Origin of the sequence: Exiguobacterium sp. s138, assembly GCF_018618775.1 — a bacterium.
Taxonomy (GTDB): domain Bacteria; phylum Bacillota; class Bacilli; order Exiguobacteriales; family Exiguobacteriaceae; genus Exiguobacterium_A; species Exiguobacterium_A artemiae.
The window spans coordinates 87,693-103,130 of record NZ_JACSMW010000003.1; the positions used below are offsets into that span (position 1 = coordinate 87,693).

Below are 15,438 nucleotides of genomic sequence, written 5' to 3' on the forward strand. Positions count from 1 at the left end.
CCCGTAAAAATAACGGAAATAAATCATCTTGCCCGACATCCCACTCATGCCTGATCGTATCAGTAACACGTAGTCCGTGCGGTCATTTACCTAAATCGTACTGCACTAAGCGTTGCAGATGCATCGTAAGATACGTCGCTTCACCGCGCGGTACCGCTTTCTTCAACTGACGTTCCATGATGGACATCAGCTCCCAAGCAGTATCATAGCACAGCGGATATTCTTCGCGCAATAGCTTTTCTACTTTTTCTGGCGCCTCTAGGTACTCCCCATTGGAAACCCTTTCAATCGCTGAACGCAAGTGCCGGATTAAACGCTTGTAATCCAGTGATTTCCGGTCGATTTTAATTTGTAATCGTTGTTCAATATGACTGGCAATCAATCCGACCAATTGATGATGCCGGTTCACTTCGAGGACATCTTTGAAGTTCGTCGCCGAGTGAATATGAAGGGCGATAAATCCTGTTTCGGCCGGAGGTAAATAAAAGTTCATCTCGGCACTGATGAATTCGACGATTTCTTCAGCGAGCGCATACTCTTCCGGATATAACGCTTCCGTTTCCGCAAGAAACGGATTTGTGACTTCCATTCCCTGTTCGAGCCGCTTGAACGTAAACGTCAAATGGTCCGTCAGTCCGATATGAATGTGCTCATCGACCCGTTTTCCGAATCGCGTTTCGATCATTGAAACGATCTCATTCATCAAAGCGATGAAGTTTTCATCCAGATGTCCGACAAGCGCCTTGTACTGCGCTTGCTCGTCTTTATCTTTTAACGTATACACTTTTTCCAATTTATCAAGATCCGTTAGTTGATCGCCTGGCTTCCGACCGAAGCCAATCCCTTTTGCGAGGATAATGACTTCCTGGTTGGCACCAGTCGAACAAATGACGACATTATTATTTAAGACTTTGATAACGTGGTACATTTGTTTATCCATTCGCTCTCAACCCTATCTGCTCTTACACATTTTTTTAAAGACACTGATTTTATTATAACGTGTTTTCACATACTAAAAAAGCCTACTCGCTCAAGTAGACTTTAAAACATTTGGTAACCGCTCTTACGCAGGAAGCGAATTGACATTCCGGCGATGATGATTCCGGCAAGACCGGCAACGAACATCGTGATATCCGCCGTCTGCAGACCCATGATGCGTTCCCCGAGTTTCGGGATTGCTTCACGCGCATTCGTGAAATAATCCAGTGTCGACTGATTATCAATCATCATGATGATGATGATCGGATACAGGACAAGCATGATCCACGTACTGCGTAACAACATGTTTAAGATAAAACCGATACTAAAGAACATGACGAGATATAGAACACTCCCGATCACGGCTTGAATGATATGCATAATGTTCCCCCTTTGAATCTCTTTTAGTATAACCGACAAAAAAGGCAAATGCACGAGTGTACATTTGCCTAAAACGTGAACTTAGAATTTACCTTTTTTGATGGCAAGACCAATCTTTTTAAGCTCAAGGAAATGTTTGTTGTCGATGACTTTTTTCATGAACGATGCGTTACGGCCGTAAATCTTCTTACCGAAGACCATTCCGATTCCATCTTTATGACCAAGTGAAGCGACAGTTCCTTTGTTCTCGTATGTGAATGTCGATGTTTGACGTCCACCGATGAGTGCAGCAATGTTTTCAGCCACTTTATGTGCCTGTTGTGTTGCGATTTGTGCTGTCGGCGGGTATGGGCGGTTTGAAGCCGGATCCATAACAGCTGAACAGTCACCGATCATGAAGACATTTTCATGCCCAGGAACGCGGAGGTCTTCTTGAACGACAACACGGTTACGCATTGCTTCAAAACCAGACGCTGCAACAACAGGGTTACCGCTGACGCCACCAGTCCAGATGATTGTGTTCGCTTCGATTGTTTCTGTTGTATCCCCTTGGAGCGGTCCGAATGTAACGCTGCCCGGTCCACATTCCTTGATGCCGTTACCGAGTTTAAACTCGATGCCTTGGCGCTCAAGCCATTTATGTGCGTAGTTTACGAGATCTGCATCGAATCCTGGAAGAACAGTCGGTGCAGCTTCGATGTTGACGACACGAACGAGTTCGCGCGGGATGTCATATTGTTTGCACAGTTCAGGAATCCGGTTGACGAGCTCACCCATGAACTCGATACCCGTGAACCCAGCGCCACCGACGACGATCGTCAAGAGTGAACGGTTTGTTGAACCTGTCGTTTTGTACTCTGCGAATGAGTAGTCGATGTGCTCTTTGATTTTACGGACACTGTTCAATGAACTGATTGTTAGAGCGTTCTCTTTCAATCCTTTGATTCCGAATGTTTCAGGAACTCCGCCGAGTGCCACGACGACATAATCGTAAGGGACTGTTCCACCGTCGACGAGTTTCACTGTGTTGCTTGCTGTATCGACTTTTTCGACGATTCCTTTTACAAGCTTGACGCGTGAAGGGTTGATGACATCGTTGATATAGATACGCGCTTGTTCAGCAGACATCGTACCTGCTGCTGGTTCATGTAGCCACGTTGTTTGGTAATGGTAATCGTGTTTGTTGATTAATGTGATGTTGGCTTGGTCGACGCCAAGTTTCTTTTGAAGGTTGACTGCTGTGATCAATCCACCGTAGCCGGCTCCAAGAATAACAATGTTTGGTGTGTTCATGTTCTGATACCCCTTACGCATAATAGTTTTGTTGTGATTTTCTTCACATTCAATTGCAGATAAATGCTCAAAAACTTTGTTCAAATAATGTTCACACGTCTATACGTTTATTGAACCATTTTCTATCATAGATTGCAAAGGGAAATTATGCAAACCCAAAAAAATGTGAGATGTCCCGTACTTGCAACATCGAACCCTACTTCCTATATAATAGAGGTATCCAATTTTAGGAGGGACTCAGATGCACCAACCATATGATGTCACGATTATCGGGGGCGGTCCGGTCGGGCTGTTCACCGCGTTTTACTCAGGGATGCGTCAAATGAAGACGAAAGTCATCGAAAGTCTGCCGCAACTCGGCGGACAGCTAGCGACGCTCTACCCTGAAAAATATATATACGATATTGCCGGCTTCCCGAAAGTCAAAGCCCAGGACCTGGTCGATCGGCTGCTGGAACAGGCAAATGAATTTGATCCGACGTATGTGCTCGGCGAAACCGTCCTTGCATACGAACGTCTCGATGATGGACTGATCCGTCTTGTCACGAACAAGGGGGAACATTATACGAAAACCGTCATCCTGACAGCCGGGAACGGTTCATTTGCTGCTCGTCCCCTCGGTGTCGCGGACGCAGAACGATTTGAAGGCAGTAACTTACACTACTTCGTCAACGAGATGGACCGCTTCAAAGATCGCCAGGTCGTCCTGCTCGGCGGTGGTGATTCCGCAGTCGACTGGTCGCTGATGCTCGAGCCAATCGCGAAATCCGTCACACTCGTTCACCGACGTGATAAATTCCGCGCCCATGAGCATACGGTCGAATTGTTGCATAACTCGTCCGTCAATGTCATGACACCTTATACCCTTGAATCCGTCACCGGAGAAGACAGTATCGAGACGCTGACATTCAAACATGCCGAAACGGATGAAGTGATTGTCGTCGGTGCTGATGATGTCGTCTGTAACTTTGGTTTCGTCTCATCACTCGGACCGCTTAAAGAGTGGGAGGTCGAATTCGAACGGAATTCCATCCGTGTCAACTCGAAGATGGAAACTGCGATTCCCGGCGTATTTGCCTGCGGCGACATCGCGACGTATGATGGTCGTGTCAAATTGATCGCGACCGGTTTCGGAGAAGCACCGATTGCCGTTAACCAGGCGAAGTTGCTTGTTGATCCATCAGCCCGCCATCCGCAACACTCAACAAGTCTGTTCGAAAAAGTGAAAAATCATTAAGTGATCACGAACAACAGCGTCCCCTCGATTTCGGAAATCGAAGGGACGCTGTTTTTTGGGCTTATGCGTTGGATACGGGATCGAGTGTAATTCGGTACGTCCACTCACTCAGCTGTTTCCCACCCCGCTCGATGGTTTTTTCGGAAACGAGTCGTCCGCCGAAACGTTCGTAAAAATGACGGGACGGGTTATCTGCCAGCACACTTACCATACAAGACGAGAAGCCTTTCCGCCTGAGATCTTCCAACACGTGATCAAACAACCGTTTACCGGTTCGTTGCCCCTGATGACTTTTCAACAGATAGAGCGCGTACAGCTCTCCCTCCGTCGTATCATTTTCCCTATTTGGTCCACCGTTCGCAAAACCGACGATTTCGTTTGTCTGATCAAGTGCCACGAAAACCGGACCTTCGGCAAGACTGTTCCGCCAACCCGGTTCCCGGTTCTCCGCAGATAACTCATCGAGATATGCATCCGGAATAATCGTCCGATATGTTTCCCGCCAAGATGCGACATGAATCCTGGCAATCGCAGCAGCGTCTTCCATGTCGGCTCGTCGAATCGTTAAAAATCCGGTATTCATAGTGGAATGATAAATCGCCGGACCCGTGTTCCATCTTCTTTGATGTAAGATTCGATTTCTTGACCACCGTTTGTCAAAATGACACGACCGGATGCGGTGTTATCCGCACTACAAGTGATCAAGACGGAGGCAAGTCCCCGCTTTCGCGCAACTTCAAGCGCTTGCCGTAATCCTTCCGTCGCATACCCCTTATTGCGCGCACTCGGTCGAATGCCATAACCGATATGCCCTCCGACTTGTTGCAATTGATCGTTTAGATCATGCCGGAAATTGACTGCACCGACAATCGTTTCCCCGTCATACAACCAATACGTCGAGTGGGTCACCCAGTTCGTCGGGGCCACCCGTTCCTCTTGTTCCTGTTCTTCCAAAAAATCCTCCAACGGCAGAAACGTTTTACTGACGACACTCGGAACGATGCTTTCACCGGACTCTTGCCACTCTGATACATAATCAAGGTATTACGGTTCCAAGTGCAGCGATGGTTTAATTAAGGTAATCATTTGTGGTTCCGGACCTCCTCTTCAATCAAACGATCAAGCCAGTCATCAACATGTTGGAAGAGATATCCCGCTTGTTTGGCTGCCGTCGTATCCATATAGAAATCGTGATCCGGTGCAAGCGGTGACGGCTCTTCGCCTGTCGTCTCAAACCGTGATGTCGTTCCTGCCACGTGATCAATCTTATCCATTAAGTCCTGAATCGATAATACGCCGTCACTCGCGGCATTAATCGGTCCTGTCATCGTCGAACGGCCGCACCACTCGAGGAAAGCTGCCGCTTCGTAACTCGAGATATATCCCATCTTCGCATACAGATTTTCAGCGATGACCGGTTGATCGGCTAGTGCCCGTTTGACATGAAAGATCAGCCGTTCCGTGTAATCATCCGGTCCGAGGACAACCGGGAAACGGACGGCAATGACCGGGAAAGTCGCACGTTGGAAGAAATAACTTTCCGCCTGACGTTTTCCTTCGCCGTAATCATGTTCTTTTTCAAGATCATATTTCCCGGGAAACGGATTATAGGACCGCTCGGAAATGTTTGTCCCGCCCTGCTCATAGACCGACATCGTCGACGTCAGAATGTAACGACCGACTTTTCCTTCGAAGGCATCGACCGCAAGCTTCGCCTGATACGGATTAAAACAGATATTGTCATAGATGATATCCCAGTTTTGACTTCCAAGATCCTTCATCGTACTGCTTGATGTCCGGTCCCCTTTAAAAAATGTCAAGCCCTTCGCGACCGGCGGCGTATGTTCCCCACGCGTGACAATCGTCACATCGTCCCCCGATTCCGCGAGCCGTAATGCCAACCGTCGACCAAAGTAGCGTGTTCCACCGAAAATCAGTACCTTTCGCATCGATAGTCCTCCCTCATCATAGCGTGCTAACGTTCCTGTTAGTCCTTCTCCATCTCCATTGAAAAGTCCTGTCAATCGCTCGTGAAAACAAAAAAATCGCAGACGGCAATCGTCTGCGATACAAGTCATTTCATTAACAGCCGCCCGGTGTGCCGGCATTCGTCGCCGTTCGGAACGACGTCCCGCAACCGCATGTCGCGATTGCATTTGGATTCGTAATCGTGAATCCGCCTCCGAGCATGGATTGTTTATAATCTACTTCCAGTCCTTTAACGACCGGATAATCTTTTTGATCAACGATGACTTTGACTCCGTGTTGCTCAAAGGTCAAGTCCGTCTCTTTTTCACTGTCAAACCCCATGCCGTAGGAGAGACCACTGCATCCGCCGCCTTGGACGAGCATGCGCAGATTTTGTTCATCGTCCGGCGCCTGCAACATCATTTCTTTGACTTGCAGTGCGGCCGCTTCTGTTAAATGAATCATGTCATCACCTTCCCTTTTTTATTAGTATACGCAATTTTAAGGGGAATCGAAACCTAGTTGCTTGAAACAATCTTGAATTCGTTGTATAAATAAGTTGTATTAAAAAAAATTAAATCGTTCCATCTTCAGGGCAGGGTGAAATTCCCGACCGGCGGTAAACAGGCGATTCGCCTGAAGCCCGCGAGCGAATAGGGCGCTATTTGCTGATTCTGTGTAACTCAGGAGCCGACAGTATAGTCTGGATGGGAGAAGATGGCGGCATGTTTCTTTCTTGAACCGATTTTGCAAAAATCGATCAGGCTTAGTTTACTGCGGACTTCTCCCCCATCGAACACTTCGATGGGGGTTTATTTTGAACGCAGACATGCCAATACTTCATCGAGAGGAACGAGCAAAAGGAGATTATACTCGTATGAAACGCACACAAAAAATGGTCACATTATCGATGTTAGGTTCAATTTCATTTGTTCTTATGCTACTGAATTTCCCGCTTCCGTTTTTACCGAACTATTTGAAGATCGACTTCAGTGATGTTCCTGCTTTGATCGCCGCAATCATGTTCTCACCTGTTGCCGGCGTCATCGTCGAAGCACTCAAAAACGTCCTGTACTACATCTTCCGTGGAAGTGGTGTTCCGGTCGGTGAGCTTGCCAACTTCGCAGCTGGCGTTGCCTTCATTCTTCCGGTCAGTTGGTTCTATCATAAAAAGAAATCGACAAAAGGTCTCGCAACCGGTCTTGTCGCAGGTACGATCACGATGGCATTCGGTCTTGCCATCCTCAACTATATCTTGATTCTTCCAGCGTACGCTTGGTTCTTCGGTATGGACTACATGCTTGACCCTGCCGTCAAGTGGACGACGATTACAGCCGGTATCTTACCGTTTAACATCATCAAGGCGATGTTCATCTCAGCACTCTTCATCCCGCTGTTCCTGAAACTAAAACCTTGGATGACACGTCGTCAACAAACTGTCTAAGTCCGAAGCCGCGCCCGCTGACAGACACAAATCCCCGGTCTCTTGTGAGACACGGGGATTTTTTTAGAGCTCGTTTTCTTCGATTTTCTGATAAATCTTTTCAAGCAGTTCTTCCGGTGTCTCCCCGACAACGGTTTCTCCATCGACGAGACAAAAATGGTCAAGCGAACAAATCCCGCAATAACCGAGGCAACCATATTCGACGACATCGACATTCGGGTCCCGTTCGAGCTGTTGCATGACGACCTGAGTCCCTGTCGCTAAGTTACTGATACAAAATTCAATAATCGGATTCACTTTTTTTCCTCCTTCAGGCAGGAATTATCTTTCCTCATGTCGTATTATACAAGGTCAGACTGATTTAGGGGAACTAAGGGGGATTTTAAGTTATGAAGCAACTGGTTGTTTTAGGTGGCGGATATGGTGGCATGCGGATTTGTGAACGATTCAAGGATGAAGATGTTGCTGTGACGCTCGTCGATCGTTTACCGTACCACGCGTTAAAAACAGAGTACTATGCACTTGCTGCCGGAACATTGTCGGACCGGGATGTCCGGATCGCGTTTCCGGAAGGGGAACATCTCTCATATAAGTATGGACATGTCGTAAAGATTTCACCAGAGACGAACTCCGTTCATCTGCAAGACGGAACGGAATTGTTTTATGATGATTTGATCATCGCCTTAGGTTGTGAAGATAAATACCATAACATACCGGGGGCACAAGAGTTTACTTACAGCATCCAGACACTCGAAGAGTCACGGAAAACACAACAGGCGATTTGCGGACTTTCACCCGGTGCGATCGTTTCCATCGTCGGAGCCGGATTATCCGGAGTCGAGCTCGCGAGTGAACTGCACGAAAGCCGGAAAGATTTGAAAATTCGCCTATTCGACCGGGGACCGTCCGTTCTGTCCTTCCTCTCGGATAAAGTGTCGACCTACGTCCAGGAATGGTTCGAGGAGCATGACGTCGAAGTCATCAATAACTCGAACGTCACCTTCGTCACGGCGGATGATGTTCAAAACGGGGATGACGCCTATCCATCGAACTTAACGATTTGGACAGCGGGTACGCAACCGGTTAAAGTCGTCCGTGATCTTGGTTTTGAAGCTGACAGCGGCGGACGGATCAAGCTGACGGAACACCACCATGTGCCGGAACATGAAAATGTGTTCGTCATCGGGGATTGTGCCAGTCTCCCGTATGCGCCAAGCGGTCAGCTTGCGGAGCATCAAGCGGATCAGGTCGTCGATGTCCTGCAGGCAAAATGGGCCGGCAAGACATTGCCGAAACTGCCGGAAATCAAATTACGCGGTATGCTCGGATCACTCGGAAAGTCAGACGGCTTCGGCATCGTCATGGGGAAACAGGCGTTGACAGGGAAAGTTCCACGCCTTCTGAAATCCGGTGTGCTCTGGAAACATAAAAAGATTAAATAAGAAAAACGGCGCCGGTCATTCCGGGGCCGTTTTTTCAAGTCTTCTGTCAATTGCCTGCGTAATTTTTTTCAACTGGACGTATCCTTCATCGACCATCTCACCGTCAAGCAGGACAAGCGGATAAAAATAAACATCGTCCTGAAGAGCCGTAATCCATTCATCCTCGACCGGTGCCGCTTCGAAATCCACATATTCAAAAGTCAATGCCGTCTCGTACTTCCGTCCAAGAACGGCTTGCAGCCAGCTGTAGGTCTCTTCTGAACTCGGTGCCCCGACGCAACTCGGACACGTCTGTGCCGCCCCATATACCTTGATTTCCATCTGTGGTCCCCCCTATTTGTTACACTTCTTTTTTAGTATACAAGTTTTCCAGATTGAGAACATTTTTCAACCCTGTTACAATGATTCTATAAGAAAGGATGTGTTTACGCATGGAAATGTTTGATCAAGTAAACGAAGTACTCGAAAAATTGCGTCCGTTCCTTCTTCGTGACGGAGGAGACGTTGAACTCGTAGATGTAGAAGATGGTATCGTCAAACTCCGTTTGATGGGAGCTTGCGGCAGCTGCCCAAGTTCAACAATCACACTGAAAGCTGGTATCGAACGTGCCCTGCTTGAAGAAGTAGCCGGCGTCGTTGAAGTCGAACAAGTTTTCTAATGAAGTAAAATCCCCACTGACATCCGTCAATGGGGATTTTTTTGTTTAAAGAATCCATTCTGCCAACGTATCGACCATGTAGGTCGGTTGGGCATCCTGTCCTTGAATGAAGACCGGTGTATGAACGCCGGAGTTGACATGCATCGTCCGGATACCGCCGTTGATCCCGAATAAAATGTCGGTATGGTAATTATCTCCGACCATGATGAGATCTTCTTTCGCAAGACCGATCATCTCAGCCGCAATATTGACCATGACCGGTTCCGGTTTCCCGATATAAAACGGTTCTTTTTCCGTCGTCACGCGTAACACCGATGTCAACGCCCCGTTCCCCGGTAAGAAGCCGCGCTCTGTCGGAATCGCGATATCTCCATTCGTCGAGATAAAACGGGCGCCGGCCCGAATCGCGAGGGCTCCGATCGCTAACTTCTCATACGTGATCTGACGGTCAAGACCAATCACGACATAATCGGCATGCTCATCCGCAACGACTTGTAAGCCTTGACGCTCAAGAGCATCAACCAATCCGCCTTCTCCGATGGCATAGACTTTCGCACCCGGATCGAGTTCTGCGATGTAGCGACCTGTCGCCATCGCACTGGTTAAGACATGTTCCGCATTCGAGTGAACACCCATGCCGCGTAATTTCTCAGCGACGGCTTCTGCCGTCATCGAAGCATTATTCGTAACGAACAGATACGGTACATCTTCTGCCTGCAACCGGTTGACGAAATCAACCGCTTCTTTGACGGGTTCTGTCCCGTTATACATCGTACCGTCTAAATCAAATAAATAGCCTTTTGCCTTCATGCTGACTCACTCCTCATTTGGTAAAAATGCCGAGACGGGTCCGAGTTCTGTCTCTAGATAATGTCGGACCGCGTCCGGGAAACGACGTAATTGTGTTTCTTCCTCAAACAAAACGTTGCGGATTTCCGCTGTACTTGATGTCGTAAATTCACGGACGATTTGTGTCCGGAGTGCCACGATGCGCTTCAAACTCGTCGCAAGTGACGCGTCGATGACCCGCTCATCTTCTAAAATCATGACGATATCTTCATAACTTCCCGGATCACGCATGATGAAACCATCAATCATACTGTTTCCGATGTCGATGATGCTTTCAATCACTAAAAATCCAATCCGTTCCCACGCCAGTGAAACCGTCAAAGCATCCCCCGTTAACTCTTTACTTTGACGCAATGCCGTTTCCAAACAAACCACGGTTTGTTCAATCTTTTCACGATTCACAAAATACATCTTCCATTCCCCCTCACACCCTTCATTTTAGCTCTATCGGCGAAACATGAAAAGCAGAAAGGCTGTTTGCATCACATTGCGCAATGTGTTATCCTCAATTTAGATTTTTACGAAAATAGTATGTCACATTAGGTGACTTGGAGGTTATTCATAGATGGAACGCGAATTAGCACTAGAAATCGTCCGAGCAACAGAAGCAGCTGCACTGGCATCCGCCAAATGGATTGGCCGGGGGAAGAAAAACGAAGCCGATGATGCGGCAACAACAGCCATGCGCGAAGTCTTGAACACCGTCAACATGGCAGGAACGGTCGTCATCGGTGAAGGGGAACTCGACGAAGCACCGATGTTATTCATCGGCGAAAAAGTTGGTACGACAAGCGGTCCTATCGTCGATATCGCCGTCGATCCGCTCGAAGGAACGAACATCGTGGCAAAAGGTCTCGGTAACGCCATGGTCGTCATCGCGGTCGCTGACCAGGGAGCATTGTTACACGCACCGGATATGTATATGGATAAACTGACAGTCGGACCAAACTTAAAAGGACATGTCTCACTTGACGATCCGCTTGAAGTCATCATTCAAAAAGCAGCAGAACTAAATCAGAAAAGGATTGAAGATGTCACGGTCATCATGCAGGATCGTCCGCGCCATGATCACTTCCGGGAAGCGGCAATGCGTGTCGGCGCACGTGTCCGTCTGTTTGAAGACGGCGATGTATCAGCCGGAATCGCTCCGCTCTCACCATCAACGGGCATCGATATCTTCATTGGAACCGGTGGGGCACCGGAAGGCGTCATCACAGCAGCTGCCGTCAAAGCAATGGGCGGCGATATGCAGGCACGTCTGCACCCGATGAACGAGGAAGAAACAGCACGCGTCATCCGGATGGGGCTTGCGGATCCGTTGCAATTGTTGACGCTTGATGATCTGATCAAAAGTGACGACTGCATCTTCGCAGCAACAGGCGTGACGACAGGTGAAATGCTCGACGGCGTCCGCTTCTTGACGGATGATATCGTCGAGACGACATCACTCGTCATGCGTTCAAAAACACGGACGATCCGGAAAGTCATCGCCGAACACAGCCTGTCACGTAAACCGTACTTGCAAAAGGTTCCTCAAACCCTTTAATCTAAGCAGAGATGAAGGAAATGAGGGAACTGACAGATGATGCAAGAACGTGATTTTTTATATGATGACGTCGAACAGACAAAAACCCGATTCGTTTGCTGGATTGGTGAGACGAGCCGGTTTGATTTAGCGATCACCCATTCCGAACATTTTTTCGGAAAGATTTTAGTGTTGAATCTCTTATCCAACCGGTTTGCCATCATCGGTCCGGATGACTTTGATGAACCCGGCTATATCGCTCATGCCTTTGATCTTGAGGATGAAGCGGCGGATGAACTTGAAGGATACTTACGCGACTATATCGGATTATAAGCAAAAAAACAGCCAATTCCCGAAGGGAGTTGGCTGTTTTACTGTTACAGTAACCGGTCGTTACGCTCGTTGAGTGTGTTGGGACCGCTGAAGACATTCGTATTGTCGGATTCATCATGGGCTTTACGTTCCGAATGTTGATCCGCTTCATCGCCGACGAGTAAGACGAATTGTCCCTCTTCCGCTGCTTTATTGGCACGGTTGACATCATCTTTCGTTAATCCACTCGCTTCGAGGACATCGCTGTGTGAAGAAGGTCCGTTGCTGTCTTTTTTAAAGATTCCTTTGATCTCCTGCCACAGATTCATATGTTCTTCCTGCGACAGACGTGTTGATGTTTGATGATTGTTCAAATCGGCCAATTCCTCGATCTGTTCCAGATCATATCGATCATGGGCAACGACTTTCAAATCTGTTGATACAACACCTGCGACACGTAAATCATGAACAGCACTGACAACTTCTGGTACAGACTTGTAAATCCCGACGATTCTCATGGATAGTTCCCCCTATAGGTGCGTGATACTATACTATTAGCCGAAATCACCCAATCAGAAACGTCTTTTCAGATGTCATTTTGATTACTGTTCTTCTTTCATCTCTTCTTTCGCTGCCGAAAACTTCCGTTTCAGTTTTAACGTATTCGCCGAAGATCCGTCGAAGCGAGGTGGTGCTTCTTCTCCTTCTACGAATTCCATCCGTTTGACGATAAAATAGGCACAGCCGAAATTGCAATACTCGTACAAATAATCCGCCACGTGGGAGATTTTTGTATCGAAGGTTGCTTTTTCGTGATTGTCCTCATAAAAACCGCGGAGCCGCAACTGTCCGTGCCCCCAGTCTCCGACGATATAATCATATTTCTCGAGAACATCACTGAAACGTCCGATGAATGCTTCTTCGTTGAATCCTTCTCTTTTTTCTTCCACGATTTCATATCTTTCACGATTGACTTGTATCATTTTTCCACCCCCTGCTTCCTTTATCTTACCATAATCATACTTGAAAACGAATCGTCAGACAGCAGAAAACCGTCCTCGCACGTGGCGTGGACGGTCTGTCGGTATCAATCAATCGGTAAAGCGGCTTTATTTTTTTTCGCAGCGTTGACCTGTTCGTCGGCATGATACGACGAACGGACAAGCGGACCGGCTTCACAATGTGAAAAGCCTTTTCCGAGCGCAATCTGCTTGAGTTCGGCAAACTCTTGTGGTGTGTAGTACTTGATGACATCCAAATGTTTTTTCGTTGGTTGCAGGTATTGACCGATCGTCATGATATCGACGTCATTGGCACGAAGATCGTCCATCGTTTGCAGGATTTCTTCCCATGTCTCCCCAAGACCCAACATCAGACTTGATTTCGTCGGAATTTCAGGAGCCAGTTCTTTTGAACGGCGCAGGAATTCGAGTGTTCGGTCGTATGTCGCTTTCGCCCGGACAGTTGGTGTCAGACGGCGAACCGTCTCGATGTTATGGTTCATGATGTCCGGTTTGGCTTCAATCAGCGTCTGCAACGCCTCGAAGTTCCCACCCATGTCGGACGGTAAAACTTCAATCGATGTTTCCGGGTTCATGCGACGGACTTCCCGTACCGTCTCCGCATATACCCCTGCCCCGAAATCATTTAAATCATCACGTGCAACCGCTGTAATGACGGCATGCTTCAGATTCATCAGACGAACGGATTCCGCTACGCGTTTCGGTTCTTCTAAGTCAAGTTCATTTGGACGTCCTGTCGTCACGGCACAAAAACGGCAGGCCCGTGTACAAATGCTTCCAAGAATCATGAATGTCGCCGTCCGGCGAACCGCCCAACACTCGTGAATGTTCGGACATTTTGCTTCCTCACATACCGTGTGAAGCTTTTTTTCACGCATCATACTTTTGAGTTCTGTGTAAGTCTCATTCGTGTTCAGCTTGATCTTCAGCCATTCTGGTTTACGTTGTATCTCTCTGCGTCCCATGAATCGGTTTCCCCCTTTATCCGTAAAAAACTGACCTGATTTCTGTTACAGTATAACAAATATTCAGTGTTTGCGGATGGGTAATTCACCAAATTCTGACTTCTCCGATAGGCGATCAAAGAGCAGATCCCGTAACAATTCCGGCATGAAATATTCTTTCGGCATTTCTTTGATTTCCGGAAATAAAGGACCAAATGTAAACATATCCGGAAGGACCACGGTGTAATGTTTCGCATCGTCCAGATGTTGCCGGTTTCCGGCATAATGCATCTTGCCCATCAGCTTTCCCCGGAAGCCGAGTCCGCGGACTTTTAACTGTTCAAAGCGGTTCGTATCGACTTCGGCGATGAATTGTTTTAATTCTTTTCCGGTCATTGTCACCTTACACGGATTGATCGGATGCGGACAAAGCCGGTGTAAATCGTAAGATGAGACCGGTCCCGGGGACAATGAACCAAGCAGCATGCCGGCCGGCACACAGGCGAGGTCCGCCTGACACCAATCGCGCATCGTATCAGCGAGCAGCTGCGTGAACGGCGATGGATTAAACCAGTCATTCGCTAGACCTGATGTCCGGCCAATCGGTTGTTTCATCTGACGTTCCGCCAGATATTGCTCTTTATCAAGCAGAACGGCTGTTGCTTCGTCCGCCGAATAGGACTCGAGCGGATGAAGAACCGCTTCTTTTTCGCCCGTATCCGTATTCAGATAAATCTCGCCCGCATACTGTCCGTGTTTTCCTGCCTGGGCAATCAGTACACCATTCCGGACAACACCGTCATCGAGAACATGATGCGTATGCGATCCGATGATCAAGTCCAGTTCTGGGAACCGTTCCGCCAAGTCTTCATCCTGATAAAAACCAAGATGACTCAGACAGATCAGCACATCAACCTGATCCCGCAATGCTTCGATTTCGCGGGCCGCTGCTTCGAACGGATTTTCAATCGACCAGCCGAGTAAATCATATAATTCATAATACGGCGCCGTCAGTCCAAAAATACCGACTTTCCCCGTCGGTAATTCCTGAATCATACCGGCTTTGGCGAATGGGGCCGACAAGTTCGAGACAAGCACCGGGAACGTCGCATCGCTGTATAGTTCCGCCAGCCAGTCATGTGGAAACGTAATGCCCTCGTTGTTTCCGATCGTGACAGCCGTCGGCGATAATTCGTTTAAGAGATGGGTGTTAATTTTTCCTTGCGTCGCTTCCGTTGCCGGAGCAACCCGGTCGGCATGATCTCCCAAGTCAAAGACGAGGGAGTCATATGTCCGGTGTTCTTTCATAAACGACATATAGCGAGGCCACATATCAAAGTGTGAATGCAGATCGTTATAATGAATGACGTGTAACTTCACGCTT

The 15,438-nt window shown here is 48.0% G+C and carries 21 protein-coding genes and 1 riboswitch; of the genes, 6 read left to right on the plus strand and 15 right to left on the minus strand.

The window, feature by feature from the left end:
* Positions 1-82 precede the first annotated feature (82 nt).
* The 3 genes from glcT to KNP91_RS07705 form a co-directional block, all read right to left on the minus strand.
* Positions 83-940: a glucose PTS transporter transcription antiterminator GlcT gene (gene glcT, locus KNP91_RS07695; RefSeq protein WP_012371178.1), complete on the minus strand. Its 858-nt coding sequence runs from the start codon at positions 938-940 to the stop codon at positions 83-85.
* A 101-nt stretch (positions 941-1,041) separates the two neighbouring features.
* Positions 1,042-1,359, minus strand: a complete 318-nt coding sequence (locus KNP91_RS07700) for a YuiB family protein (protein WP_012371179.1) — start codon at positions 1,357-1,359, stop codon at positions 1,042-1,044.
* 81 nt (positions 1,360-1,440) lie between these two features.
* The gene (locus tag KNP91_RS07705; RefSeq protein WP_012371180.1) at positions 1,441-2,652 is read right to left on the minus strand and encodes an NAD(P)/FAD-dependent oxidoreductase; all 1,212 of its coding nucleotides are present in this window, start codon (positions 2,650-2,652) and stop codon (positions 1,441-1,443) included.
* A 241-nt stretch (positions 2,653-2,893) separates the two neighbouring features.
* Between KNP91_RS07705 and KNP91_RS07710 the strand changes: the two genes are divergently transcribed.
* On the plus strand, positions 2,894-3,889 hold the full coding sequence (locus KNP91_RS07710; protein ID WP_012371181.1) for an NAD(P)/FAD-dependent oxidoreductase: 996 nt from the start codon (positions 2,894-2,896) through the stop codon (positions 3,887-3,889).
* Positions 3,890-3,950: 61 nt separating this feature from the next.
* Here KNP91_RS07710 and KNP91_RS07715 read toward each other — a convergent pair whose 3' ends face one another.
* The 4 genes from KNP91_RS07715 to KNP91_RS07730 all read right to left on the minus strand — a co-directional run bounded on the left by KNP91_RS07715 (position 3,951) and on the right by KNP91_RS07730 (position 6,322).
* The gene (locus KNP91_RS07715; RefSeq protein ID WP_214849470.1) at positions 3,951-4,472 is read right to left on the minus strand and encodes a GNAT family N-acetyltransferase; all 522 of its coding nucleotides are present in this window, start codon (positions 4,470-4,472) and stop codon (positions 3,951-3,953) included.
* Positions 4,469-4,843, minus strand: coding sequence for a GNAT family N-acetyltransferase (locus KNP91_RS07720; protein WP_251135963.1), 375 nt, complete (start codon positions 4,841-4,843; stop codon positions 4,469-4,471). The genes KNP91_RS07715 and KNP91_RS07720 overlap by 4 nt, the downstream gene beginning before the upstream one ends.
* Positions 4,844-4,971: 128 nt before the next feature.
* Positions 4,972-5,838, minus strand: coding sequence for an NAD-dependent epimerase/dehydratase family protein (locus KNP91_RS07725; protein WP_251135964.1), 867 nt, complete (start codon positions 5,836-5,838; stop codon positions 4,972-4,974).
* Between the two features lie 133 nt (positions 5,839-5,971).
* Entirely contained in the window at positions 5,972-6,322 is a 351-nt protein-coding gene (locus tag KNP91_RS07730) for a HesB/IscA family protein (protein ID WP_012371185.1), read from the minus strand.
* Between the two features lie 117 nt (positions 6,323-6,439).
* A riboswitch (FMN riboswitch) is annotated at positions 6,440-6,580 on the plus strand.
* 154 nt (positions 6,581-6,734) lie between these two features.
* On the opposite strand from KNP91_RS07730, the gene KNP91_RS07735 reads away from it, so the two are divergent.
* A complete protein-coding gene (locus KNP91_RS07735; RefSeq protein WP_214849471.1) occupies positions 6,735-7,301 on the plus strand; it encodes an ECF transporter S component in 567 nt (188 codons plus the stop codon).
* Between the two features lie 63 nt (positions 7,302-7,364).
* Here the strand turns inward: KNP91_RS07735 and KNP91_RS07740 are convergent, their stop codons facing one another.
* Positions 7,365-7,598, minus strand: a complete 234-nt coding sequence (locus KNP91_RS07740) for a YuzB family protein (protein WP_012371187.1) — start codon at positions 7,596-7,598, stop codon at positions 7,365-7,367.
* Between the two features lie 92 nt (positions 7,599-7,690).
* Between KNP91_RS07740 and KNP91_RS07745 the strand changes: the two genes are divergently transcribed.
* A complete protein-coding gene (locus tag KNP91_RS07745; RefSeq protein ID WP_114595169.1) occupies positions 7,691-8,743 on the plus strand; it encodes an NAD(P)/FAD-dependent oxidoreductase in 1,053 nt (350 codons plus the stop codon).
* A gap of 15 nt (positions 8,744-8,758) precedes the next feature.
* Here the strand turns inward: KNP91_RS07745 and KNP91_RS07750 are convergent, their stop codons facing one another.
* A complete protein-coding gene (locus KNP91_RS07750) occupies positions 8,759-9,064 on the minus strand; it encodes a DUF1462 family protein (RefSeq protein ID WP_012371189.1) in 306 nt (101 codons plus the stop codon).
* A gap of 110 nt (positions 9,065-9,174) precedes the next feature.
* Here KNP91_RS07750 and KNP91_RS07755 point away from each other — a divergent pair, with 110 nt between their 5' ends.
* A complete protein-coding gene (locus tag KNP91_RS07755) occupies positions 9,175-9,402 on the plus strand; it encodes a NifU family protein (protein ID WP_012371190.1) in 228 nt (75 codons plus the stop codon).
* Between the two features lie 45 nt (positions 9,403-9,447).
* Here KNP91_RS07755 and KNP91_RS07760 read toward each other — a convergent pair whose 3' ends face one another.
* Positions 9,448-10,212 carry a TIGR01457 family HAD-type hydrolase gene (locus KNP91_RS07760; RefSeq protein ID WP_214849474.1) on the minus strand — a complete coding sequence of 255 codons (765 nt, stop codon included), beginning with the start codon at positions 10,210-10,212 and terminating at the stop codon, positions 9,448-9,450.
* Positions 10,213-10,218: 6 nt separating this feature from the next.
* Complete coding sequence (locus tag KNP91_RS07765; RefSeq protein WP_012371192.1) at positions 10,219-10,662, minus strand: DUF86 domain-containing protein; 444 nt, start codon at positions 10,660-10,662, stop codon at positions 10,219-10,221.
* Positions 10,663-10,816: 154 nt separating this feature from the next.
* Between KNP91_RS07765 and glpX the strand changes: the two genes are divergently transcribed.
* Both glpX and KNP91_RS07775 read left to right on the plus strand, forming a co-directional pair.
* Entirely contained in the window at positions 10,817-11,797 is a 981-nt protein-coding gene (gene glpX / locus KNP91_RS07770; protein WP_012371193.1) for a class II fructose-bisphosphatase, read from the plus strand.
* 36 nt (positions 11,798-11,833) lie between these two features.
* A complete protein-coding gene (locus KNP91_RS07775) occupies positions 11,834-12,109 on the plus strand; it encodes a DUF3055 domain-containing protein (protein WP_114595168.1) in 276 nt (91 codons plus the stop codon).
* A 44-nt stretch (positions 12,110-12,153) separates the two neighbouring features.
* Here the strand turns inward: KNP91_RS07775 and KNP91_RS07780 are convergent, their stop codons facing one another.
* From KNP91_RS07780 to KNP91_RS15870, 4 genes are all read right to left on the minus strand, one after another.
* Positions 12,154-12,606, minus strand: a complete 453-nt coding sequence (locus KNP91_RS07780) for a general stress protein (RefSeq protein WP_214766155.1) — start codon at positions 12,604-12,606, stop codon at positions 12,154-12,156.
* Between the two features lie 84 nt (positions 12,607-12,690).
* Positions 12,691-13,071: a YutD family protein gene (locus tag KNP91_RS07785; protein ID WP_214766157.1), complete on the minus strand. Its 381-nt coding sequence runs from the start codon at positions 13,069-13,071 to the stop codon at positions 12,691-12,693.
* A gap of 104 nt (positions 13,072-13,175) precedes the next feature.
* Positions 13,176-14,075 (minus strand): lipoyl synthase, encoded by a 900-nt coding sequence (gene lipA / locus KNP91_RS07790; RefSeq protein WP_131502152.1) that lies wholly within the window; start codon positions 14,073-14,075, stop codon positions 13,176-13,178.
* Positions 14,076-14,138: 63 nt separating this feature from the next.
* The gene (locus tag KNP91_RS15870; protein ID WP_214766159.1) at positions 14,139-15,434 is read right to left on the minus strand and encodes a bifunctional metallophosphatase/5'-nucleotidase; all 1,296 of its coding nucleotides are present in this window, start codon (positions 15,432-15,434) and stop codon (positions 14,139-14,141) included.
* Positions 15,435-15,438 lie beyond the last annotated feature (4 nt).